Below are 24,711 nucleotides of genomic sequence, written 5' to 3' on the forward strand. Positions count from 1 at the left end.
GAACATTACCTGGCCAACTTAGATCTCTGATGCAATAGAATTTTAAAAAGCGTTTATTATTTTTCATCGCTTGCCTCGGAGTAAAGACTCAGGATATCGAGACAAATAATCCGTCAAATTTTGAGTGGAGTAAGCTGCACTGGTAATTTGTTTTAAGCTTTGATTTAAATACGCAACAACACTGGGCACATCTTGGTTTAAGCTAGAGGCTAGTTGCCCTAAATTTTCAGAAACTTTTTGTATGGCTTCTAAAGTATCTTGGATTTCTTTGGAACGAACTAATTCACTGACGTCTTCAAAAGCCTTTCTCGCGGCCTCAAACGCTTCTTCCATAGATGTAAATTTTTCAACCGCATTGTGAGTCGGGAAAATAGGATAAGAATGGTAGTATGTTTGTGTAAATATTACAGTGGGTGTTGGCTTAATCAATTCAATTTCAGCAATGCCCGTTAACAAGTTAGGTTTGGTGATATTTGCTACATACCCATTATTAATAAGCAGGTGAATAGGGTCGTGGCTAAAACCATAGGTTCTCTCGACAAAAAACTGGACGTACACCGGAATAAGCACTTTATTGTGCCCTTTATTTTCAGTGATTTCTATGGTTTTGACTTCACCAATCTTCACGCCTCGATAGGTTACTGGAGCAGTGGTTACTAGCCCTTTTAAAGAGCCTTTGAAAAACATGACAAAAGTTTGTTTTTGTGCGCGTTTGTATTCTATATAAAAAAAAGTACCACCTAGAATCATTAAACATAGGGCGCCTGCTATAAAAATACCCACTAATGTATAGAATCGTTCGTTATGCACGTCGTCCCTAAAGCGTAAGAGTAATATACATACTAGCAATGATCAGCCAGAATGAGCCACGCGTTAAAATTCGAGAAACTGCTTTTCTCAAATAAATATGTCTAATAGATGCTTCATAATAATAATAACCAGAAGCCAACCCGACTATTATACATAAAATGAATGTCTTAAAGACCGAGTATATCAGATCAAATAAGGTTGTCGAGTTGATGACATAGGATAAAAATTCATTGTTTGTAAACCCTAACATAAAATGAAAAGTAAGATAAAAACTAAAAAAAATAGAGGATACAAGATAAACATATAGCAGTAAGGAAGTAATGATCATACCTATAATGATTGGTAATACTTGAGCAAGGATGATTGCTTCTGGGTTCTCTTGGTAATGCTCCAAACGGGTGTTAATCAAATGCAAGGCGGCTTGGATACATAAAATGAAACCAATAAGTACAGGTAATATTTCATGGGTTAAAATATTTTGCACAATGGGAAGGACTCTTTGATGCAGGTGAAAGGGATTTAAGAGAACATAAACCGTTTGTGAAACAGTAATGCCTAATAATATACCAATAAAACTCAATAGAATAAAAAGACGTGCTCCACAATAGTAAATAATTTCTAGTGTGTTAGGCCAGACTATAGACAGTTTGCCAAAAATAACCTTGATAGTACTATGAACCAAATGACCTAAAAATCGAAAAGCAAGCTCAAGCGAATGGATAAAAGTAATAATATGCTTCGAAAAACGGCGAAAAACATACATGGCTAAATCCATTAGTCCTCTTTCAAAATGCCGCTAAAAGAATAATAGCTTCTTTAGCAAGATGCTTGTATCAGGCAAAAAAGTTTAATAGCAGTGAGATTTATTGCTCTTTTACTATAGCGGAGAATAACACGCTGTTTGGTTAGTTGCTAGTGATCTTCGGGTGAGTGGAGGATTAAAATAAGATTGTAAATATAATAAACACCGAAGAATAATACAGAGTCATTCGACAAATGTCGGGCCAAAGCCCAAACTATGATTGCTCAAATAGGGCAGGTCATTGAATCAGTCCTTAAATTATCTTCCTCTTCCTCCGATGTTTTTTGCGCAGTGCTTTGACTGGGTTGGGCAAAGAATTGAAAAGCATGGCGATGTGTATATTGTTTCTCGGCTTTTGTATCACTTTCAATAAAATAATCCACCAGATCATGGGCGAGGGAGGTTAGTGCAGCAAACATAAGGATTACAGCTAAAATTTCAATAAGTGCTGCATATCTTTTGGTTGTGAAGATTAAAAATACATACGCCGTAGGTATACTGATAGATAGTAATTCTTCAAATAGCTTAGCTAGAGAACTTGCTGCAATTCTTGCCGACATAACCTGGACTATCTCTTGACGATGTTTTTTTTTATCAAGACGAAATAATGTACTCGTTATTTCTTTGGTATATTCTGGCAGATCTAGAATTAAATCACGCCAACCATAATTGGTTTGTGAAAGAGCAAGTTTTGATTTGGCATCAAGAAACTCAAGAATCATTACCTTAATTTCGGGAGGTAACTTTTGGAGTCCAGGCACAGTGGAGTCGTATTTTGCTTTCATGGTTTATAGCCTAAATAATTTATTTCTGAAAAAATTAAAATTTATTTTAGGTCGTTTTGGGTTTTGTCAAAAATTATTTATTTGTATATGAGCTATATAAAATATTGATATGCAGGTGTCATTAAGTCAGGAATGAGAAGACATTAAAATGATCAAATTTTTCAATATTATTCATGTTATTAGCTTCAACAGTAATTTAATTTGGCATTTCTATTTTAGCAATTTTATCTATCAGAGATTGATTTATCTCATTGATAAATTCAGTATTTTTGCCATATGACGCAATAACAAAGCAATATAATTTATCTTTGTTAATTGTAGTAAAAATTTCTATAATTCCATTTCTTATACTATAAGTGTAATTTTTGAATTTCTTATTGTTTAGGTGTACTTCCCTTGTTTTATTAAAAACCATGAATTTGTCCATTGTTTCAGAGTTATGCCTTCTCTGCAGACCATTGACCATTCCCGCGATAAATTGTCGCTGAGCTTTCTCTCGATTATTAGCCGGGATGGGTACAACCTGAATTGTTAGGCTAGTTTCAATATTTTTATAAATAGAACCATAAGTATAAGAAACCAAGGGTATATTCTCTCGTCCACCATTGTAGTTTTGAAGCAGTTGCATCGAGCGGTCTAGTTCTATTTTATAATAGGGTGTTGAAACAACACGCGTAGCAGCAAAAGCTGATAAGTTTAATAAGAAGAATAGAACAATAAGCAATAAACTATACGACTTTTTATTATACACTTTCTTCAACCTGCAATTGGGAGTTTTTAGAACCACTGATTAGCCATTTAATACCAAATATAATCATGATCACTCCAATTAATACAGCAACTAGATTGCCTGCCATATAGGGAGTGAATCCATAAAATTTTATTTGAGTAAAAATCGTTGGATGAATGAAGAAACTCTTAATTAAAAGGCCGCCACCCCAAAATAATAATAAGGTAGCCATTAGTTTTTTAATCATTTCTTTGTCTCTCAAAATTTTTATATCTGTGCTTATAAAGGCTTATGATTTATTTTAGTTAATTTTGCTTTTTGTCAAAAATTATTTATTTGTATATGAACTATATCAAATAGTTATATGCGGGCGTCATTAATGCGCTGTTTAGCAAATTTTAGAGAGATTCCTATCTATTGTAATAACATCCTTTTCTGAACCCAATACAAGATAAATGCACTGCCAAGTGCTGGAATTATTGCCAGGAATGCAAAACCAAAAAACAAGTAGGAGAGCAATAGCTCAACGAATGGTGATATAAAAATAAGAAAAAATTCAGGAAATTTCCATATAATAAGTTGGCGAATAAAGGCATCTAAAATAAATAGTACTAATAAAGAAAGGTTACCAACATAAAACCCGAAAATAAAATAAGGATAGAGTCGCTCAGCAAAAGCTTTGCGTTTGAAAACGAATAATAAAGCAGTGGCAATAAAGGTAGACAAAAATATTAAAGTTCCGCTGAGCGTGGATTTTGGGGAGGCAAATAATGTCGATATGGAATCATCATAACCAAAAATAATGGACCAAAAAATGCTACCCAATAACCAACAAGATAACAGATAAATAATTGCAATTGTTTCATGATGTTTTCGTTCATACAAAACTCAATCAAGCCCTATTATACTTGAGTCTTTCCATATGTAATATTTCAATACAATTCTTATGAGTAAAGGTGTTCATGTGGGTTCATTAAATCCAATTGGTAAAAACGTTTTTATTTTGAACAAAAAGAGATAAAATGCCTGCTTTACAATAAATTGGGTTATCTAATGACAACGCTTTACATAAAAAATTTAAGACATAATGAAGTAGCAGTCTGTCGTGCCTTATTTGAAGCTGCCGAAAAGACTGAGGAAGGAGTAAAAACCAAGAGATATGGCATTCAAATGACGGCTAATATGCCTGGTTTATGGTCTCCTCTTTCTAATTATGACATTGAGAATGATCTCAGAATGGCAAGAATTCATCGCAATGGAATAATGAGGGAAATTGGATATTTGACCGTTAATCTTGTATTTCAATTTGATAGTCTGGATGTTACAGAGTATGAAGCAAAATATGGTATTTCAGCAAAAGACGTTTTAGAAAAAGCCGGATTTACATGCAGTAAAGATGCGGCAGGTTATTCTGAACCTGTTTCAACTTCAACAGGGTTATTAGGCCGGGAAACCAAACCAGAAAAGCCAACCCAAAGAAGTATTGTTAATACCTCATTTTTTTCTCTAAAGAGCGTGGATACAGATAAAAGATTTACCAAGTCGACAAAACCAGGAATATTATACGAAGCAAGATCCTACGGTAAAATAGAAGATGATACTTTGAAAAGCTATGGTTTTACTGAAGGACAATGGGAAAGGCAGAAAGAGGGTATCGAGAATATCGTTATTATTAAAAAACTCACCGAGAGTATTTCTCCAAGTCCAGCCGTTTTGGATGAAGCTGTTGACAATATTCCAACCCTATCCTAAGGGGCATCAATTTTAAAATACCGAAATTGAAAAATAATGGCTCACTATCAATCAATTTCGGTATTTTATATTTTCGTAATAAATTCTGTTAATTTAAAAAATAAGCAAAAATCATTGTAATAGCTGAATTAATCAAAATAATTTTCCTTGTCATTATCGTTGCTTATGGATGATCTGATAATTTGAATGATTTTTTTACTGACGGGATTGTTGTGTTTTTCAGGCCGGTAGACAAGACAAATCTCATCTTTAAACACAGGTGCATTGCTTAATTTTTTAAGATGTTTGTAGGGATAGGTGACCCTGGTAGGTAGAATGCCATACCCAAGACCTAAGGCCGTTAGTTTGGCTACCACTTCAAGACTGGTAGAATTAATCACGCCATTGAAAGTGACCTTTTTGCACATTTTTTTAAGGATATATTGCGATTGGGCAAGTTTTCTATCATAAATCAGTTTATTTTGTGCGTCATTGGCATAAAAGACGGTCACTTCATCCGTAGATAGCTTTATTATAACGAGATCAGGGTGTTGTATAGGGTTAACAACAATACCAAAATCTGCTTCCCAACTGATCACTTTTTCAGTCATCTCTCTTGAGTGGCCATGAATAAAATTAACGCCAAGCCCAGGATAGTTCACTTGCAGTTTTGGCATAAAGTACTGGAGAGTGTAAAGCGCGACGGAAGGGTGAAGAGCGATGGTATAGTTTCCCTGAACAAAACCTGATTCAGGATTCGCTATGTTTTGCACTTGCTCCCATTCATATAATAGGCGATGAGAGCGCCGCTTAAACTCCTCTCCAAGTTTCGTTAGCTGGATTCCATTTTTAAGCCTGATAAATAGGAGGCCGCCAAGTTTGTTTTCCAATCTTTTTATGGAATAACTTAGCGCGGGTTGAGATATCCCAATAATTTCAGAAGCTCTTGTCATATTGAGCGTATCACTGGCCGCTATGAAGTACTTTATATCATCTAACAATAAAGACATAACTTATTAACTCAATTTTATGTATAAATAAAATTTATCACAATAATTAAAATAAATCATTTTAATTATCTGTTGAAGATCTGTACTCTCTTTTTCAGGAGGGAAGGACAATGAAAAATACAGCGTTTTTAATTACAGAGAATCATTACCCTAAAGATTATGTACTTAAAGAGTCATCCGATAGTGACTCTGCTATGGGAATAGCCAAAAGAATATTAGCGGAAGTAATGATTTTTCGCCGTGTCCCGGAAGCCATTAGCTTATGCGGCGCCGGATGTCAAAACTGCGCTTCACCTCATTTGCCAAAAATTATCTCGGCGGTTAAAAAGAATGAACCGGTTACTTTTATATTGCCGGCCTTTCCGGGCAAGTCCCCCAACCCTGAAAAAGTTCTGGGTCCCCTGCCAGATCATGCGGAGCGCCTCTCTCTTAATTTTTTAGGAACACTTTGTCGGCGAATAAAAACATTTTATACCCCAGGAATTAAAATAATTCTGTGTTCCGATGGACGGGTTTTTAGTGATGTGGTTGGAATGAATGAAAGTGATGTCACAGCTTACCAGGTTGAGCTGGATAGGCTTATAAAAGAAATGTCCCTTGCAGACCTGTCCATTTTTAATCTTGATTATTTTTATAAAGATCTTCATTTTGTCCAAATGCGTGACGAACTCATGAAAAGCTATGGACAGTCCCTGGATTTTCTTAAACACAAGATTCGTAATGGTGCGAAACCATCTGCAAGCCTCGATGAACAAGAAACCAATCGTATGTATAGCGGAATCACGCGTTTTTTATTTGAAGATGCCATGCATGCCGGTCAAACCAAAAGTCGTACTGCTATTCAAAAGGAATCTCGTTCTAAAGCCTATGAGGTTATCAGAAGAAGTAATGCCTGGAGCGCGCTCATTTCTGAACGTTTTCCCAATGCGGTTCGACTGTCTATTCATCCACAAACCTGTGGCTCAAAAAAATTAGGAATCCGTTTAATAGGTAATGAAAGCTGGATGACCCCTTGGCATGGTGTTGCCGTTGAAAGCAAGAAGGGTTATGCCTTACTGAAACGCTCGGAAGCTGAAGCTTTAGGTGCAAAATTAATTTGCTCCTCTGATGGTCGGTACAGTCATTATCAATTGATGGCAGAGGTATGATATGAATTATAAAGTGACTCCTATAAAACCATTTGGTGTACTCCTGAAGCCTATGAACGAACAGATGAAAGTGACTGATGTCGATATAGAGAACTTACGTCATTTATTTGCCAAGAATCAACTTGTTGTATTAAGGGGTTTTGACGCATTTCAGAATGCCGAGGATTTTTCTAACTATTGCGAGTTATGGGGGGAAGTTAGCCTTTGGCCATTTGGCAAGGTGCTTGAGTTAATCGAGCAAGAAGACCCGGAAGACCACATTTTTGATCATAGTTACATGCCCCTGCATTGGGATGGTATGTATCGACCCCACGTGCCTGAATATCAGATTTTTCATTGTGTCAAAGCGCCTTTGTCTGGACAAGGAGGAAGGACCACTTTTTCAAACACCATTTTAGCGTTAGAGTTTGCCTCCTCTGAAGTCAAAGAATTTTGGAATAAGGTGACCGGTACCTATCAAAGAAAAATGGAATTTTATAACAGCAAGACGGTATCCCCAATTATCACTAAGCATCCTCAAAAGGATTTTTCAGTTATTCGTTACAATGAACCACCCTCAGTAGATAAAGGTCATTTTGTAAATCCACCCGATATTGAATTTACCGGGATTGGCCAGGATGAGTTGGATTTCTTCCACCGAAGCTTAGAAAAAGCTCTTTATTCACAAGATAATTTCTATGCCCATGAGTGGCAAACCGGGGATATCGTCATCGCAGATAATTTCTCGCTATTACATGGTAGAGAAGGATTCGTATCCAAGTCGCCTCGTCATATCCAACGCGTTCATGTTTTGAGTAATCCGCCTTTTGATAACCCTGGTCTGGAGTCTTATGAATGAGAGGGCAAGTTGCAGACGTTGTGATTGCTGGCGCGGGTCCAGTAGGCCTTATGTGTGCCTATCTGGGACAACTTTGTGGTATCCATACTGTTATTGTCGATAAGTCTGATGGTCCTTTAGAGGTCGGTAGAGCGGATGCCCTTAACGCGCGCACTTTACAACTTCTTGAATTAGTCGATCTATTTGATGAACTTTATCCTTTAGGAAAAACCTGCAATACCAGTTCTGTATGGGCAAACGGACAATTCATTTCCCGACAATCGTCATGGTGGGAGGAATTAGAAGGTTGTTTGCATAAACATTTCCTTATGCTTGGTCAATCCTATGTAGAAAAATTGTTGGATGAGAAACTGAAAGAGACTGCAACAGCAGTAAAACGCTCAACAGCGATTGTCAACATCGAGACTAATGAAGAGGGATGTCTCACCACCCTTGTCAATGGAGAGCGAATTCAGTCACGCTACGTCATCGGAGCAGATGGCTCCCGTTCCTTTGTTCGCGATCATTTTGCAATACCTTTTGAGATCATACGGCCACCAATTATATGGGCGGTCATCGATGGTATTATTGACAGCGATTTTCCAAAAGTCCAGGAAATCATTGTATTTCAGGCAGAAACGTCAGATGTGGCCTGGATTCCAAGAGAAGGGAAAATCGACAGGTTTTACGTAAGAATGGATACTAAAAACTTTACCTTGCAGGAAGCAATGGACAAAATTAACCATGCCATGCGGCCTCATTCCTTAAATTTTAAGGACATTGTCTGGTTTTCACAGTTTTCGGTTAAAGAATCTGTAGCAGAGCATTTTTTCATTCAAGATCGCATTTTTCTTGCTGGTGACGCATGCCATATTCATTCAGTAAACGGTGGGCAGGGCCTCAACACAGGTCTTGGAGATGCTTTTAATCTCATGTGGAAGTTGCACATGGTCATGCATTTTGGTGCCCCCAAAGAGCTTTTGCACAGTTATGAAAACGAGCGTAAACCAGTAGCTCACGATGTGATAGAGACTTCAGGGGAGCTTGTGCGTTCGACCAAATATTCCCTTAATGGAACCCACGCCCAAGACTACGTAAGGATTGTGCAAAAACGCGCAGGGTATATCACCGGGATGGGGATTCGTTATGGAGAATCAGGTTTGCGTGGCTCTCGGCTTTTTGATTTTGAAATTTTTAACGGCATCGCCAAAACACGACTTTACTCTCTTCTGGATTATATGAAATTCACCTTGCTTATCTTTGGTGATCGTGAAGTCGGGCTGCAGCCTCCAGAGTTTATAAAAGTCATTCAAATATATCCACATCAATGCCAGCAAAGTTTTTGGACCAATAACACCCACTATGCAAACGAGGCCATTTTAGTAAGACCTGACTCCTACATTCAAGACGCGGTGCCACTAGATAAAATGGAGTCCATATTTGAGATGGCGTGGTTATGCTGAAAAAGCTGATTTTCTTGGCAATAGGAATGTTTACAGTAGGCTGCAACACATTTCTGATTGCTGGCCTTCTTCCTCAAATAGGCCAAACGATTGAGCAACCTGTTGCAGTAGTTGGGCAAGGCGTGAGTTTATTCAGTTTGACTTATCTGCTTTCAGCACCACTTTTTTCAATTCTCTTTGCTGATAAGCCGGTAAAACGCATTATTCAGCTTGCACTGGCTCTGTTCCTATTTGGCAATTTAATAACACTATTTTCTGGAAATATCGTGCTGTTTTTAATTGGAAGGTCTGTTGCAGGAGCAGGTACCGGGATCTTTACTCCCTTATGTATCAGCATTGCAGTTTATTTTGTCAGCCCATCTGCCAAGGGGCGTGTTTTAAGTTGTGTCTGGGGTGCTAACAGTGCAGGTGTAGTATTTGGTGTCCCTGCTGGACTCTACCTGTCTTCAATGTTTAATTGGCAACTATCGATTACCTGTCTTGTTGCTTTAAGCTTGGTTGCATTAATTGGTTTTTCATTGCAAAACACTGATATAAGATTACCCAAGTCTCCGTCATTTGGACTCAGACTGCGCCTTATACTCGATCCAAAAACGCTCTCGGTGATTGGAGTCACTTGTTTTACCGCTGTAGGCAGTTTGGGACTATATTCGTATGTCACCTTGATTCAATCAGGATCCCCTAATTCACTCAGCATGACCTTATTGAGTTGGGGAGTGGGAGGATTCTTGGGAAGCTCACTGATTGGGGTTATTATCGATAGAACAGGTAAACCACGGGTTATTATGGCCTTAATTTTAGCAGGTCTTATGCTTGCTCTAATTGCAATACCATTCACCAAGAGCTTGCCTTACCTGGGATTAATCCCTTTTTTTATGTGGGGTGCTTTCGGCTGGGCTATAGCGACTCCCCAGCAACACATTTTATATGAATTACATGAAAATCAGGGAACCATCCTGGCTGCTATCAATTCATCGGCCTTGGGGTTGGGATCGGCTTTGGGCACGCTGCTTGGTGGCCTAATCATTTCTTACGGATTCAGGGACATCTACCTCCCTTTTCCTGCCGCAATGTTACTACTCTGCGTATTGATAGGTCAGCTAATAATTAACAATTCAAATAAGGTAAATAATACATGAACAGACCCGTTGTCCTCGTTGACCCATTATCATCAGGAATAGAATTGGCCCCTGCCTTTAAGGCTCGGGGGATACCTGCTATTGCAATCACGCTTAAACATCCGGATTGGATTGGGTTTGGAGCAACAATGCAAACCTCCGACTTTGTCGAGATTATTCCAGACCAACCAAATCTTGTGGAGGTGCTTCGAAAATACGACCCTCTTGCTATTATTCCCGGCACCGAGGAAGGCGTTCCTCTCGCAGAAGCTTTGGCCATCGCTCTAACGCCACAGTTTGCCAATGATCCTGAAAAATCACAGAATAGATTACACAAGGCTCTGATGCAGGAAGCGTTGCAGAAAGCAGGAGTTCCTGCTCTCAAGACGCTCAATACGGCATCCGAAAATGAAGTTGAATCCTGGATTAGAGCAAACGGATTAATTGATTCTCCACTTATAATCAAACCCCCGGTATCAGCCGGCAGTGATAAGGTTTTTCACATTCCGGCCAAAGGGGAGTGGAAAAAAGCGTTCAACCAGGTTTTATCCGAGCCATCTAAAATTACCGGGAAAAATAATGAAACCGTTGTTGTACAAGAGCAAGCAATAGGAACAGAATTTGCTGTAGGTACGGTGAGTGCCAATGGAAAACACTATTTAGCGCATTTAATCCAATACAATAAAACGTTCTTTAATAATCGCAAAACGGTTTACGACTATGTTGAATTCGTACCTTATCGTGAAGAAATGTATGGTGAATTATTTAAGTATACGCAAAAAGCATTAGATGCCTTGGGAATTCGCTGGGGAGCCGCTCACAATGAAATCATGCTCACTAAGGACGGGCCTCGCCTCATAGAAACAGGCGCCAGAATGTGCGGTGGTCCAGTGGTTGGCTTTGCTCGAGAAGCGACCGGTAGTAGTCAAGCCGATAAATTAGTGGAGATTTATGTTGATGGGGATGTTTTAACCAAAGAATACGTATTTAAAAAAACGGTTGTGCCAGTTTTTTTGAAATCACCCGCAAAAGGCAAAATATCAAATGCGGAAGCCTTCGCCGACATTTCTAAATTACCGACATTTCTTAACAAGCACCTTTGGTTTAAAAATGGTGACCCTGTTCCACAAACAGTGGATTATCTAACGAGTATTGGAATTATTGGGTTGGCTGGGGACCGCACGTCCATTTTATTGGATTACGAAAAAATTCGAAGCATGGAGTCGAAATTAGTTATCCAGACACTTTAGAGTTTCTATTGCTGGACTACTACCATTGAAATATTTTTTCAATGGTTTGAATTATTATAGTCACTTGAATTTTAAATGACTGACCTATTGCCTAATAAACAAGGAGTCCATTGATTACAAATTTGCCTATACTTATATTATTTATTTTAAAAATAAAAAATGGATAACAACTCCAAAAGCTTTGGTGAAGTGAATGAGCGAATAGGTCATGCAATACACCATGTCTGTTTAAATGCATCCGATGCAAAACTCATTAAATCCAATATTCAAGAAAGCTACCAGAGCTGGGGGAATAGGCTTTATGACAGAGTTTTTTTGAACTGGGGATTATGTGATAAAAAAATATATCAGGAATTATCGGCATTAAATTTTGATTTTTCTAAAGTAGGTTTTTTTCCACATGTTTATGGACAATCACTACTTTTTTATTTGATAAGGCCATTAATAAAAATTCATTTCTTTAATAAACGCTTGCTTGATGTGGGTTGTGGTAATGGCGTAGGTTTGAAAATAAGTTCTGAATTATTAAAAACGAGCTATGCATTAGGCATCGATTTGGTCAACAAGCTGGTAACTAATTCCAATAATAGCTTCTACACAGAAGATAAAATTAATTATATGCAGGCCGATGCAGAAAATATGGCTATAGCAAACGAAAGTTTTGATATTGTAACCAACCTTGAAAGTTCACATCTTTACCCACAAATCGAGCATTTTTTTGCTGAAGTAGAGAGGGTTTTAGCACCTAACGGATTTTTTTGTTATGCGGATGTTCATTTTGATGTGAAGCAGCAAGCGCAACGATTAGAAGCTTTTGTGAAGAAAAGGAAAAATTTACGCATTATTGAAAAGCATAATATTACTAAAATGGTTCAAGCCTCAATTTATCAGCGTTTAATTGTCAATGAAAAAGGATTTTACCAATTGGCTCAATACCTTTTGGGACCTGATAAAATCGACTTTACTTCAGAGCTTGCTAATGTGGCGAGTTCAATGGGACTTATGTTTCTTCCCTGGTGGAAGATTCGTTTTAAAAATCCGGCATTGCAAGGGCTTGGGAAATTTGCTCGCCGGTGCAAGCACTGGAATAAAAAAAATTATTTTTATTATTTAATTCAAAAGATAGATTCATGAAAATCAGTCTATTATTCCAGGATATTATTTTATTTTGAGTCTGATAAATCCTAAAATAACCGCTTTATTGAGATAAAGCTGGGTATAACGAGGATAACGTACTATGTTTGTCAAATCTCCACGTATAGATCTAAACAGGCACTCAAAAATATGGATTAATCCTGAGGGAGAAATACCCAAGAAAATTATAGCGCGATTAAAGTGGCAAAAAGAAACTCGGCCCGGGGATACGATCACCTTATTTGTAAATAGGGCTTGTGAAGATAAATCAAGTTCTGCAGTGGGGTCATTAAGAGCGTCCGGAATTAGAATAAAAATAATTGAATTATGTTTAGAGAAAAATGAAAAACAGGATGATCCATTTATAATTTCCTGTTTTAATAAAGCCTTCGATATAGCCAAAAGAGAGAAAAATCTCGCGGATCGAGTCAGGGCATCTGTTCGGGCAACAAACGTTCTAAGGATTATGAAGTTAGTGCAATATGAAGGATTGTACTCAGATAATGATATTTTATTTTTAAAATTTGAGACTATCAGCTTACCCACTCCGTATCTTTTTGGTCAATATGATGGAGAGGTAAATGATGTTCATCTCTTTGGAGTGGCTATAAATGACCCTCTCACTACGGATTACTTTTATACCCGGTTAGTTGAAAAAATGAAAAGGCCTTGGGAGGAAGAAATTACCCCTGATGAGTTTGAACCACCATGTGGTCTTTATCTTATTCCAGATGAAATAATATCAAAAATCCAGTTTGGACACCTAAAATTTGCAGAGATAAGAGATTGTATTATTACAGGAAGTGATCAATCCCACCATGATATTACGCGTGCAAAAAAATTATTAAATTCCGAAGAGGATAGCTTGCTGGATGAAGCTAAAAGCGCAGTAGCCTCGCAAGAAAAGCAATATCGCGTGTGATGATACGGATGCCCATTATCTCGGAGAAAAGTAAAGATCCTGTCAATTAATACATGGCTCTTAGTCTTGCTACCCGCTCTGCTGTCGATGGATGGGTTGAAAATAAGTTAGCCAGTTTTTCTCCATTTAAGGGGTTAATGATAAACAGATGCGCAGTGGAAGGGTGCGTTTCTGCTTTATCAAAGTATTGCTCATGGTTGGCTTGATCAAGTTTTAACAAGGCACTGGCAAGCCAGTGTGGATTCCCGCAAATACGCGATCCACCGGCATCTGCTTCAAACTCTCTGGAGCGTGATATAGCCATTTGAATCAATCCTGCCGCCAGAGGGGCCACTATCATCATGATCATGCCAACGACAGGATGGACACCCTCTTCATTATTTGAATTGTGGCCAAACATGGAAAGCCACATGAACATATTGGCAATCCCGCTAATCGCCCCTGCTATTGTTGCACTTACAACATTAATTAAAGTGTCGCGGTGGATTACATGAGCCAGTTCATGAGCTAAAACCCCTGTGATTTCTTCTTTATTAAGCCTATCCAGTAATCCTGTTGTAACAGCGATACTGGCATTCTCCGGATTTCTCCCCGTTGCAAACGCATTTGGAGTTGAGTTATTAATTAAATAAACTTTGGGTACTGGGGTTCCTGCCCTATACGCAAGTTCTGAAATAATGCTGTTAACAAAGTGATTATTGGGCAGAGGTTCAGCATTATACATTTTCAAAACAAGAACATCTGAGTACCAGTAAGCTGAAAAATTCATAACTCCCGCAAATAGTAATGCAATCAGCATTCCTGTAGAGCCTCCAAGCAATCCTCCAATAACAACTAGCAATGCTGTTAGAGAGGCTAGCAAGATAAAAGTTTTCAGGTTATTGATCATTTTTCATTACCTCATTTACTCTTCCTATGTCTTATATGTCATAAATAAGGTCAGATGCTAAAAATTCAACTTGGAATGTTGTCTCTGTTTATTTATGTCCATGCTTTGGAGCTGGAAATCAAGAAAAACCCATTGAGAGTAATACGGCGTTGTTTTTATTTTGAGATCAATGTGATATATTGTTGATCAATTTCGTATGTCATTAAACATTTTATGTATAGTAAATATCCAGCATTTTTCCCAAATAAGAATATAAAATCTTCCTCAGGTGTGCAGTTTTCAAATGTTGTAAAAATTCCCTCTGCAATTGAATCATTATATCGAGGTGATAATAATCTTACAGGTATCATTTTTCTTTTGCCTACTCTAATTACAGGAGTTTTTTGTCAAAATTTTCCTGAAGTTGTGGATATGGAGCAAATAAGATTGCACAAACTAACCAACCTATCGAATGATTTTCATATGGTGAGTATGTCAGAGGATCCTCAAATTGCCTTAGATTGGGGGAAAGGATGTTTTATTACAATTGCCCCTGTTTTATTTTCCGATTATATAGTAGATGCTCATGCCACCTTTCGTAAAAATCAGCTCAATTTTCCTGATCGAATGGAGCGAGAAAGAGAGCATATCGCTTTAGCTGTACCTTTTTGCAGCATAAAAAAAATAACAATTCACAATAAAGAATTAGCTAACCCTTTTTATCTCAGCATCACTCAAGATAATCATGAAGCAAGAATGGAGTTTAATACGCTCTATGGCGAATTAATTTCGCTTTTAAGAAAAAAATACACTCAGGAAGTCGATGAGAAAGAAGAGCAAACCGCATTACGTGCTTACGCCATACGTTATTTAGATTTTTATGCTAAATTCGGTGGTTGCGATAATCCTTTTGATAAAACCATTGCACAACTGTCTGAACTCTATCCGGAGTTTATGAGCAATCTTTTGCAATCAAGTCATCTTTCATCAAAAACAGGTTTGATGAAAGATATTGTCCTGAACTCATCGGATAATTTATTTAAAGAACATCCTTATACTCAAACGATTGATGCTTCTTATATCTCTAGGGTTAAAGAGAGCACTACTTGTTATGAAGATGACTGGGCAAAGCCAGTTTATGATTAGTAATAAGAAAGATGCTGGTTTTCCTTGAATTCGTTGAAGATGACCACTAACGAGGTGAGGGCATTTGATCTACGTTACCTTCTGCATTATCCATAGTATCTGAAAACACGGAATCTGTTTCATCTGTATCACCCAAAAAATCAAAATCTACGGGCGTACCGATGCGTTCTGGTTCCAGTTGTTTAATGATGTTAGCTAAATAAATTGTGGTTTTGTGATTAACGAACGATGATACAGCAATGACTTCTTTATTAAGTAACAGGTGATAATATTCATGAACCCCATCGTTACCTTTTTGAATAGCAATAGATGGATCAGCGGACGTGATAAAATAAGTATTGCCGGCTTTTTTAGATGTAATGCGTGAACCCAGTTTTGCACATAAACAATCCATGCCTTCTTCAGGAAAAAGAGGAAACTCTTCTTTGGTATCTGAAGTGGTAAAAAAGGAATAATCAAAAAAAGATGATTTTTTCATATAGGAGCTACCATTAAGCATAAATATGCCCAAAATTATATCATGATAAACAATTTAAAGGGATTTGAATTGCTAACTACCGACGTTACCATAACAAGTGGAAGAGTATACTTGAGTGGTAAATAGGATAATAACGTTGAGGCAAATTTTGTAGTAATTTACGATGAGCATGCGTTATAAAGTTATTTGAAATGAGGCGGTAGTCGTAAATGGAATACAAACAAGTACCTGAACATTATTTTTAATAATCTCCCTTTATCTTTTCCCGATTAATCACAGAAAGCGTATTTACTTTTTTGTTCTAACCATTTAGTTTACGAGCCTGGTATTTGGAAATGGACTTTTAAAATGACTAAAAAAGTAACGAATATTGCGATAATTGGTGGTGGAACAGGATTAGCTTCTGCCTGGGCTTTGGAAAATCAACAAAAATTTCATGTTACTGTATTTGAGGAAAATGATCGCTTAGGCGGGCATATTCACAGCATCAAGGTTAATAATGTAATCCTGGAAGGGGGGGCCGAATTCATAGGACCACCCACATTGTATCCCAATGTGCATCGATTGTTTCAATATCTGGGAGTGGCTTTAGATCAGTTTGAATTAAATATGGATTTTGACGATCTGAAACAAAAGGATCATATTGTTTTACCCCCTTTGTATCATACATCAAGTGGCAAATCTGAGGACACTTCATCAATTCTATATACATTATCCTGCGGTTTATTTGGCAAGAGAAGGAAACAAAATGAAATTCGCGTTTCAGCGGATACCCTCCTCACTGAAATGTACAATTTGCTTGAAATGAATCACTTAATTATGGATGCCAGGAACAAATTACTGCATCCAGACAATTTAATTACATTAGAGCAATTTATAAAAGAGTTTAAAGAGAAATGTGTACACGCACTTTCACCTATAGACAAGTTTGCTGAGGAGTTCTTGTATCCTTTGATTGCATCAGGATGGGGAGTATCAATTGAAACAATCAAAACATTTGGTGCCCATTATGCCATGAACTATCTGGCTGCAGGAATGAATTGGTTTGATGCGCCAGAAGGTTTGAGCAGCTATATTGATAGAATGGTGGCGCAATGCACCAACACTCAATTTAACGCTAATACGGCTATAAAAAAATTAATACCAATAACAGTTGATGGACAAATAAAATATCAATTATTGAAAAGGGATGACACATTCGTTTGTGATGCCACTGGAAGTCCAATTGTTTATGATGATGTGGTCATCTCCACACCGGCTTATGTAACGAGTGAACTGCTGTCTGGTATTGAAAGTAACACGATAAAAGTTTTGCGTGAAAAACTTGCCAATGTCACTTATTATGACACGACAGTAGTATTTCATCAGGATCCCGAATACCTGTCTCCTTATAGGACTGTTGTTCACAGCCGATTTGATGGAACTCAATCAGCAAATACTATGTGCAAATCCTGGAAATTTAATAAAGAAGAAACCCCTATAATGAAAACCTGGGTTTTGCCAGGACAAGCAATGCCCAAAAACGTACTGAGAGAAGTTCATTACAAACACCCGGTAATGGATAAAAATTACTATGAAGCACAGCAGGCCTTACATGCCGCTCAAGGTGAGGCTGGGTTATGGCATGGTGGTATTCTTGCTGGATTTAATGATTCGCATGAGAGTGGTATTACGGCAGCACTCCAAGTTGCTGCGCAGTTGAATCACCGCGAACATTGTTTAAATAAAAATGAACGTCTCGCACTATTCCCCAACCTGGTTGATTCGGTTCTGTCTCCTAAATTGTCTACGGGTAGAGTCGCGGAGGTTGAAGGAGTGGCTTCTTCTTCCATGTCATATACTTAAAGAGCTTTCACCATATCTATTAAATTAATATCGCTCTCAAAGATAAATTGAGGGCGATATTGGTGCCAAATGAGTTTGCACTCTTAAACTAATCGCTCATATGTGATTCCAATATAGAATGGTTTGTACTTAATTTTTCTTGCGATTTTGATTGCAAGTGATTTCCTGGAAGCGTTCGAAATTACCCATGACACTATCAAAATGCAACAAGTCATTGGCTGGAATATAAAACATATACTGCAATTTACATTGCAGTATTGATATTTACTGGATTCAATTGATATCGGTTCATCAATACCAGTTGGGTGATACTTAAATAACCCATCAGAAATGGTTGTTGATCCATTACATAATTCACCAGTTTTTTATGAATTAAAGAAACAGTATTGGGTGTTTTATCAAAGGAATAGACTTGAGGTTGATAATTAAAATCATACCTGTCGGGGTGTAATAACATTTGTCCAAGTGGATCTAGTGCTTGTGAGGTTAGGCAAAAAATAATATTCGTTTCTGGATGTATCTTAAAGTAAGATTTGACTCTGGATTGTACTTGATTCGGATCAGTACCTACATCAAGTTCCTCAAAAAAGATTCCTTTATCTTGAAGAATGGTCTTAATTCCATAGGCACGCTTTTCGAGCCCTATATGGCCGGGTTGTGGGTTAAGAACTAGCGCTCTTTTAGCGCTTGGAGTTAATTCCAGAGCTTTTTCACCAAGTTTCTTGCCTGCGAGTAGGTTATCAGAACCTAAAAAGACCAGGTAAGGATTTTTTGTTTTGTCTTTTGGTTTGGTATCAACGGCAATAACAGGAATATTAAGTTTATTTGCCCTTTGCAGGCTTTTGCTAAAAGCTGTGTCTGAAGGAATGGTAGTAGCAATTCCAGAAGGATGAGTAGCCAGTGCGCTCTCTATGAATTGAACCTGTTTGGGTACATCATTGGCTCCTGGAGGAGCTAAAATTTGTAAATCGACTTTCAGTTCTTCAGCAGCTTTTTTTGCTCCTTGGAATAAAGATGTCCAATAAGGATCTTGTGAACCATGGGTTATCAAATAATATTTATCTCTCGCAAAGACAGAGGCGCTTATCAGTAGCGAGAAACACAAGAGAGTTGATGCCAATTTTTTCATAGTTTAACCCTTAATGAGTGTGTTAGTTAATTCCATTATTTCTATTGTTCCGCAACTGAGCTTGATCACTTTGTGTGCGGTATTTTGTACATGAGCTGGATTATGAGTTATAAAAACAATTGCAATTCCGGCTTGAGCTATATTTTTTATGATCTGAAGGACTTTAACTGCTTGCGCAGGTGAGAGGGCACTGGTTGGTTCGTCAAGAATAAGTAGCTTTGCATTAAAATATTTTGCGCGACAAACGACTAGCATTTGGCGTTCACCACCAGATAGTTTTTTGACCGGCAGATCAATATTTGGAGGGCGTACAAGCCCAAAGCTTTGCAGGGACTGACTTGCTATATGTTGCATAAGTCCGATGTTTAAGAATTTGAAAGGACCTATTTTTTTATTTATTTCATTACCTAAAAAGAAATTACGCCATATAGATAATTCATCAATAAGCGCTAATTGTTGATGGACAACCTGTATACCCATGCGTCTCATTTCAAATGGAGCATTATATTTGTTGCTATAACATAAGGGCTGCTCCTGCCAATAAATGTTTCCTTTATCTGCTTGAATATAACCTGAAATTATTTGTACCAGGGTTGACTTACCTGCTCCATTATCACCGATTAAAGCAGTAATTTCCCCGGGATATAAACAAAAGGATACTTTATTGAGAATACGATGGGAGCCGTAACTTTTTTCAATATTTTCTAACCTGAGTAAAGGTTGAGTTTGATGGCTATTTATCATGAGTCAGATTTCCTCAGATAAACATTAATAGTCATCGCAAAGATTAAAATAAGTCCAATAAAAGATCGATACCAATAAGTTGAAACACCAATTTGTACTATGCCGGTATCTACAGTGCTTAATAATAAAGTAGCCAATAGCGTACTTATTATGGATCCTTGACCTCCTTTTAGTGAGGTACCACCGATTACGGTAGCTGCTATGGCATATAATTCATATTGTTCACCCGCAATGGGGGATAAACTATTAAGGTGGCTAAATTGAGTTACTCCGGAAAATGCGGCTATTATTCCACAACACACAAAACAAAAGAATTTAACTCGAATTGTATTTATGCCAGATAGATAAGCGGAATCACAATTGTTACCAGTGGCAATTATATGATTCCCCAGTTTTGTCCAATTAAGAAGATAGATTAGATAAAAACCAATAGCAAACCACCAAATAAAAGAAGACAATAAATTTTGTGATAATTCACCTGCTAATACTTGCATAACACCATTTGTGTCTTCAACAGATACAGGCAAACCTTGGGTGCATAAAAGGATAAGACTACGTAAAATTAACATGCTTCCCAAAGTTACAATAAATGAGGGGATTTTAAAAAAGACGGTGCATGCAGCATTAATTAATCCTATACAGGCTCCTATTGCCAAAGCAATTGTTAAAGCTAAAAAACTATTGATTCCTAATAACGTAAGTGAACCGAATAGCAAGCCAGATAAAGCAAAATTCGCTCCAACAGAGAGGTCAAACTCTCCTCCTATAAGCAGAAGAGTAACTCCAAGGACAATGATACCAATATCAGAGGCGGACGCCAAAATACTTGCCCAAGTAGTAAGGGTTAAAAAGTCAGAAGAGAAAATAGTGAATAGACTAACAAGGCTAATAAATGGAACGAGAACACCAAATAAAAAATAATGGTGTATTTTATACATGAGACTATCCCTGGAAATTTATTGTGGAAAGTGTACACAAAATATTATCGATCTTTAAGCACAATTTTCAGAGAACATTGAAGGCAAGTTCAACCCGGGTACCATTGATTTTTATTCAGATTACTTTATAGTGGATTTCTCTTTAAACGCGTCATTTTTTGAATGGATTTCATTTTATGATTTCGAAAAAAATAACTCAAATTTCATTTTCCCTTGCTTTGGCACTGATCGTTGGGGTGGCAGAAGCAAAGACTACTCGCCCTGCGGATGAACAACAACGAGCTCGCTCTATTTACCAACAATTTATTGAAGTGCAATCAGGGTTTACTACAGGCTCAACAACGCCGCTAGTTGAGGTGGCAGTGAAGTACTTGAAAAACGCTGGTTTTTCCAATGAGGACATTTTCGTTGGTGGCGCCAGTTTGCAAAAAGCCAATTTGGTTGTACGTTATCGTGGTACCGGGGAGAGGAAGCCCTTGTTATTACTTGCGCATACGGACGTTGTTGAAGCCAAAGCTTCCGATTGGAGCATGAATCCTTTCCAACTGACTGAAAAAGATGGGTATTTTTATGGCAGAGGCACTTTGGATGATAAAGCACAAGCGGCTATTTGGATAGCTAACTTAATCCAATATAAGCAGGAAGGATTTAAACCCAAACGCGATATCATTGTTGCTTTGACGGCTGATGAAGAAGGAAGCAGCCCATACAACGGGATTAGCTGGCTGATTAAGAATCACAAGGATTTAATTGAGGCGGATTTCGCCCTTAATGAGGGTGGATGGGGTGATTTGGCCAATGGGAAAAAAATATCACAAAATATCCAGGTGAGCGAAAAATACATTGTCAATTACAATCTTGAGGTCCGTAATAAAGGGGGGCATAGTTCGCTGCCAACCAAAGATAATGCCATTTATCGTCTTGCCGGAGCTTTAGAGAGACTGTCGAAATTTAGTTTTCCTTTAAAAACCAATGAAGTCACTGCCACCTATTTTAGACAAATGGCTGCTATTGAGACGGGACCGCTGAAAACAGAAATGATTGAAGCGAGCAAGGGCTCGAAGCAAGCTATGCAACGTTTGGCTGATAGTGCACCTCAATGGAACGCCATTTTACGAACAACCTGTACCCCTACCTTACTTGAAGGAGGGCATGCAATGAATGCTTTACCCCAATTGGCAGCGGTTACCATAAACTGTCGTGTGCTTCCAGAAGATTCTCCTGAAATGGTTGAGCAATCTTTAAAGACAGTAATCAATGACTCAGAGGTTACACTAAAGCACATTGGCAAATTGTCCAGAGGTCCGAGCTCTCCACTTAGCCCTGAGATATTAAAAACAATTACTCAGCTCACTCAAAGGTATTGGCCTGAAGTTCCTACCATTCCAATTATGGTTACCGGTGCAACGGATGGGCGCTATCTGCGATCCGTTGGAATTCCTACCTATGGAGTCATGGGGCTATTTTTAGATCGAGATGATTTCCGAGCCCATGGTCGTGATGAAAGGATCAGTGTCGAATCATTTTATGAAGCTCAAGCGTTTCTTTATGATTTAGTGAAACAACTGTCAAGCAATGTAACTTAAGAATGGTTTTTCCAGTTGGGACTTCGCTAAATCGGGTAGGATATTGATTTGAGGTCCCTTTGGTCAGTTTTGCATAATTTCCCAATGTGCAAACTCGTAAAAACAACGAATGTTTATTGAGATTTGGAAAACAGGTATATGTTAAAGGGCTTAAAGGTCATTGATCTGAGTTCGGTTCTTGCAGGCCCCTCTGTAGGTACTTTTTTTGCTGAGTTAGGCGCATCAGTTGTTAAAATCGAACATCCCGTACATAAGGATGTGACAAGAACATGGAAACTCCCTGGAGAAGATCCTGATTCTGAGATTTCAGCTTATTTTGCCAGTGTTAATTTTAGAAAAGAATATTTGTTTTTAGATCTCATGAAGCAAGAGGATTATCTTTGTTTCCTTAATCTCATCGCAGAAGCTGATATTTTAATCATGAATTTTAAGAAGGGAGATGATGTAAAGCTGCGTGTACAAGATGATCATCTACACAGTATCAATCCGCGCCTTATCATTGGAAAAATCAATGGCTACGGTGAAGAAAGCGATCGCGTTGCCTATGATCTTGTTCTTCAGGGTGAAAGCGGTTTTATGTCAATCAATGGGACACAGGACAGCGGCCCGGTAAAAATGCCCGTCGCCCTAATTGATGTCCTCGCAGCCCATCACCTGAAAGAAGCCATCCTTCTGGCTCTCTATCATCGGGAAAAAAACGGGAAAGGCAGGGTTGTCTCTGTTTCACTTTATGATGCTGCTGTTAGCAGTCTTGTCAATCAGGCATCGAATTACCTGATGACTGGGCTGGTGCCGCAGCGCATCGGATCACTGCATCCCAATATTGCCCCCTATGGCGAATTGTTCCAGACATCTGATGGGGCGCTTATCGTTCTTGCAATAGGGTCGGATCGGCATTTTGTAAAACTATGCAATATCCTTGGGCTAAAAGATTTACCAGGAAAAGATGAATTCCGGCACAATCAAAACAGGGTAAGGAATCGGGAGCAACTCGCTTCATTGATTTCTGAACAAACTGAGAAATTTCAGAGCAATGAGCTTCTCGAAATGTTGCACAGGGAAAATATTCCTGCTGGCAAAATTATGGATCTCAAGGACGTTTTCGATAATGAGCGTGCGAAATCCCTCATTCGAAAGGAAGTCATTGATGATGTTCCCACAGCGCGCGTTACATCCGTTGTTTTTAAACAGACTTTATAAGCAAAGGGGAACCATTGAATTAGGCAGATGAAGAATATTAGTCCTCATGCATATGCTGTTTCTTCATTGCTGCGCTGCAAACGTTTCTGCAGCGCGCATTAGAAAGCATACGCGCTAAACGGTTTCTGCTGATTTCATTAGTTACAAGCAATGTTTATTAGGATTTCTCTTCATGCAAAGATTGGCGAAGTAATACCGTAAATCGGATACGAAGATATCCCCTTCATTTTCCATTACGAAAATTCTTTCAGGCTGCAATTCAAGGTAATTGGATGCCATAAGGATGGAGTAATAAACTGATCCGGCATAGGAGAAAATCCATTTGTCGAAAAAGGGTAGAATCATATCAGGATCGTTAGAATAAAATCGTTGATAAATATCGCTAATTAACTCCTTTCTCACGTCAAAATTGCTTTTAAAATAAAAATTGTTCCTATCCTGACGATAAAGCGTGAATGGTGTTTTATCGGGGTTACTTTTTAAACCGGCATTAAGATTCATCGATACAATGATGCCTTTGGCATTTTCAATTTGTAATGTTGTCGTATTGAATAAATTGTATCCATTATATTCTTTCAGATAGGATTTTAAATAATCAACAGCGTTATCTGTCAATGGATCGAAATAACTTTGAATAGAGAAGTTTGTCGCGTGCTGTTCCGGATCATTTACATCATAGCCACAGCTGACGTAAGTGTTGTAAGTAAACAGATTAGGGGAGATTTTTTTTGAAAAAACTTGATCTATTTCATTTTCTACATCATCACAGCTCAGTTCCAATCCTGTAAGATTACCGCTGACTCGAACAATTTGAGTTGGAAAATCAATAGTTCTTTGAGCCATTTGACTAAGATTAGGTATTTCCTGTTCATTGCTATAGTGCCGGACTACTGTATTTTTATTCTTCGGCAATGGAGAAAAAATAAGACCATCTGCATTGCCATCCGAATTGGCAAAAGCGAGAATGGGAGATAAAAGCAAAGCGCCTAATAAATAACCTGGTTTCATAACAAACTCCTTTTTAAATTGATTCAGAACTCCTTCCCAATGATCATCA

25 protein-coding genes are annotated in these 24,711 nt (G+C 38.0%); 12 read left to right on the plus strand and 13 right to left on the minus strand.

Annotated features, from left to right (window positions below):
* Positions 1-63 precede the first annotated feature (63 nt).
* The 6 genes from OQJ02_RS00880 to OQJ02_RS00905 form a co-directional block, all read right to left on the minus strand.
* Positions 64-750, minus strand: a complete 687-nt coding sequence (locus OQJ02_RS00880) for an MlaD family protein (protein WP_322783399.1) — start codon at positions 748-750, stop codon at positions 64-66.
* Positions 751-817: 67 nt separating this feature from the next.
* On the minus strand, positions 818-1,585 hold the full coding sequence (locus OQJ02_RS00885; RefSeq protein WP_265717467.1) for an ABC transporter permease: 768 nt from the start codon (positions 1,583-1,585) through the stop codon (positions 818-820).
* Between the two features lie 251 nt (positions 1,586-1,836).
* Entirely contained in the window at positions 1,837-2,397 is a 561-nt protein-coding gene (locus OQJ02_RS00890; RefSeq protein ID WP_265717468.1) for an F-box protein, read from the minus strand.
* 196 nt (positions 2,398-2,593) lie between these two features.
* Positions 2,594-3,148 carry a hypothetical protein gene (locus tag OQJ02_RS00895; protein WP_265717469.1) on the minus strand — a complete coding sequence of 185 codons (555 nt, stop codon included), beginning with the start codon at positions 3,146-3,148 and terminating at the stop codon, positions 2,594-2,596.
* Positions 3,141-3,374 carry a hypothetical protein gene (locus OQJ02_RS00900; protein ID WP_265717470.1) on the minus strand — a complete coding sequence of 78 codons (234 nt, stop codon included), beginning with the start codon at positions 3,372-3,374 and terminating at the stop codon, positions 3,141-3,143. Before OQJ02_RS00900 ends, OQJ02_RS00895 begins: the two co-directional genes overlap by 8 nt.
* Before the next feature lie 167 nt (positions 3,375-3,541).
* A complete protein-coding gene (locus OQJ02_RS00905) occupies positions 3,542-4,012 on the minus strand; it encodes a hypothetical protein (protein WP_265717471.1) in 471 nt (156 codons plus the stop codon).
* A 141-nt stretch (positions 4,013-4,153) separates the two neighbouring features.
* Here OQJ02_RS00905 and OQJ02_RS00910 point away from each other — a divergent pair, with 141 nt between their 5' ends.
* Positions 4,154-4,879 (plus strand): hypothetical protein, encoded by a 726-nt coding sequence (locus OQJ02_RS00910; RefSeq protein WP_265719776.1) that lies wholly within the window; start codon positions 4,154-4,156, stop codon positions 4,877-4,879.
* A gap of 128 nt (positions 4,880-5,007) precedes the next feature.
* Here the strand turns inward: OQJ02_RS00910 and OQJ02_RS00915 are convergent, their stop codons facing one another.
* Positions 5,008-5,868, minus strand: coding sequence for a LysR family transcriptional regulator (locus tag OQJ02_RS00915; protein WP_265717472.1), 861 nt, complete (start codon positions 5,866-5,868; stop codon positions 5,008-5,010).
* Between the two features lie 110 nt (positions 5,869-5,978).
* Here OQJ02_RS00915 and OQJ02_RS00920 point away from each other — a divergent pair, with 110 nt between their 5' ends.
* From OQJ02_RS00920 to OQJ02_RS00950, 7 genes are all read left to right on the plus strand, one after another.
* Positions 5,979-7,016: an isocyanide synthase family protein gene (locus OQJ02_RS00920; RefSeq protein WP_265717473.1), complete on the plus strand. Its 1,038-nt coding sequence runs from the start codon at positions 5,979-5,981 to the stop codon at positions 7,014-7,016.
* 1 nt (position 7,017) lies between these two features.
* Complete coding sequence (locus tag OQJ02_RS00925; protein WP_265717474.1) at positions 7,018-7,854, plus strand: TauD/TfdA dioxygenase family protein; 837 nt, start codon at positions 7,018-7,020, stop codon at positions 7,852-7,854.
* Positions 7,851-9,296 (plus strand): FAD-binding protein, encoded by a 1,446-nt coding sequence (locus OQJ02_RS00930; protein ID WP_265717475.1) that lies wholly within the window; start codon positions 7,851-7,853, stop codon positions 9,294-9,296. Before OQJ02_RS00925 ends, OQJ02_RS00930 begins: the two co-directional genes overlap by 4 nt.
* On the plus strand, positions 9,290-10,435 hold the full coding sequence (locus OQJ02_RS00935) for an MFS transporter (protein WP_265717476.1): 1,146 nt from the start codon (positions 9,290-9,292) through the stop codon (positions 10,433-10,435). The genes OQJ02_RS00930 and OQJ02_RS00935 overlap by 7 nt, the downstream gene beginning before the upstream one ends.
* Positions 10,432-11,664 carry an ATP-grasp domain-containing protein gene (locus OQJ02_RS00940; protein ID WP_265717477.1) on the plus strand — a complete coding sequence of 411 codons (1,233 nt, stop codon included), beginning with the start codon at positions 10,432-10,434 and terminating at the stop codon, positions 11,662-11,664. Before OQJ02_RS00935 ends, OQJ02_RS00940 begins: the two co-directional genes overlap by 4 nt.
* 159 nt (positions 11,665-11,823) lie before the next feature.
* Positions 11,824-12,798, plus strand: a complete 975-nt coding sequence (locus tag OQJ02_RS00945) for a class I SAM-dependent methyltransferase (RefSeq protein ID WP_265717478.1) — start codon at positions 11,824-11,826, stop codon at positions 12,796-12,798.
* Positions 12,799-12,901: 103 nt separating this feature from the next.
* A complete protein-coding gene (locus OQJ02_RS00950; protein ID WP_265717479.1) occupies positions 12,902-13,720 on the plus strand; it encodes a hypothetical protein in 819 nt (272 codons plus the stop codon).
* 46 nt (positions 13,721-13,766) lie between these two features.
* Here the strand turns inward: OQJ02_RS00950 and htpX are convergent, their stop codons facing one another.
* Positions 13,767-14,609: a zinc metalloprotease HtpX gene (gene htpX, locus OQJ02_RS00955; RefSeq protein WP_265717480.1), complete on the minus strand. Its 843-nt coding sequence runs from the start codon at positions 14,607-14,609 to the stop codon at positions 13,767-13,769.
* A 213-nt stretch (positions 14,610-14,822) separates the two neighbouring features.
* Here htpX and OQJ02_RS00960 point away from each other — a divergent pair, with 213 nt between their 5' ends.
* A complete protein-coding gene (locus OQJ02_RS00960) occupies positions 14,823-15,734 on the plus strand; it encodes a hypothetical protein (protein ID WP_265717481.1) in 912 nt (303 codons plus the stop codon).
* Between the two features lie 46 nt (positions 15,735-15,780).
* Here OQJ02_RS00960 and OQJ02_RS00965 read toward each other — a convergent pair whose 3' ends face one another.
* Positions 15,781-16,212, minus strand: a complete 432-nt coding sequence (locus tag OQJ02_RS00965; RefSeq protein ID WP_265717482.1) for a hypothetical protein — start codon at positions 16,210-16,212, stop codon at positions 15,781-15,783.
* Positions 16,213-16,560: 348 nt separating this feature from the next.
* Between OQJ02_RS00965 and OQJ02_RS00970 the strand changes: the two genes are divergently transcribed.
* Complete coding sequence (locus OQJ02_RS00970) at positions 16,561-18,057, plus strand: FAD-dependent oxidoreductase (RefSeq protein WP_265717483.1); 1,497 nt, start codon at positions 16,561-16,563, stop codon at positions 18,055-18,057.
* A gap of 244 nt (positions 18,058-18,301) precedes the next feature.
* Here the strand turns inward: OQJ02_RS00970 and OQJ02_RS00975 are convergent, their stop codons facing one another.
* From OQJ02_RS00975 to OQJ02_RS00985, 3 genes are read right to left on the minus strand one after another with little or no spacing between them, the layout of a single operon-like run.
* A complete protein-coding gene (locus OQJ02_RS00975; RefSeq protein WP_265717484.1) occupies positions 18,302-19,186 on the minus strand; it encodes a sugar ABC transporter substrate-binding protein in 885 nt (294 codons plus the stop codon).
* A 3-nt stretch (positions 19,187-19,189) separates the two neighbouring features.
* Complete coding sequence (locus tag OQJ02_RS00980) at positions 19,190-19,930, minus strand: ATP-binding cassette domain-containing protein (RefSeq protein WP_265717485.1); 741 nt, start codon at positions 19,928-19,930, stop codon at positions 19,190-19,192.
* Positions 19,927-20,868 (minus strand): ABC transporter permease, encoded by a 942-nt coding sequence (locus OQJ02_RS00985; protein ID WP_265717486.1) that lies wholly within the window; start codon positions 20,866-20,868, stop codon positions 19,927-19,929. The genes OQJ02_RS00980 and OQJ02_RS00985 overlap by 4 nt, the downstream gene beginning before the upstream one ends.
* Before the next feature lie 176 nt (positions 20,869-21,044).
* Between OQJ02_RS00985 and OQJ02_RS00990 the strand changes: the two genes are divergently transcribed.
* Both OQJ02_RS00990 and OQJ02_RS00995 read left to right on the plus strand, forming a co-directional pair.
* The gene (locus tag OQJ02_RS00990; protein ID WP_265717487.1) at positions 21,045-22,454 is read left to right on the plus strand and encodes a M20/M25/M40 family metallo-hydrolase; all 1,410 of its coding nucleotides are present in this window, start codon (positions 21,045-21,047) and stop codon (positions 22,452-22,454) included.
* Between the two features lie 138 nt (positions 22,455-22,592).
* Positions 22,593-23,654 (plus strand): CaiB/BaiF CoA transferase family protein, encoded by a 1,062-nt coding sequence (locus OQJ02_RS00995; protein ID WP_265717488.1) that lies wholly within the window; start codon positions 22,593-22,595, stop codon positions 23,652-23,654.
* A 141-nt stretch (positions 23,655-23,795) separates the two neighbouring features.
* Here OQJ02_RS00995 and OQJ02_RS01000 read toward each other — a convergent pair whose 3' ends face one another.
* Entirely contained in the window at positions 23,796-24,662 is an 867-nt protein-coding gene (locus OQJ02_RS01000; RefSeq protein WP_265717489.1) for an Lpg0189 family type II secretion system effector, read from the minus strand.
* Positions 24,663-24,711: the final 49 nt, after the last annotated feature.

Origin of the sequence: Legionella sp. PATHC032 (genome assembly GCF_026191185.1) — a bacterium.
Classification (GTDB): Bacteria; Pseudomonadota; Gammaproteobacteria; order Legionellales; family Legionellaceae; genus Legionella.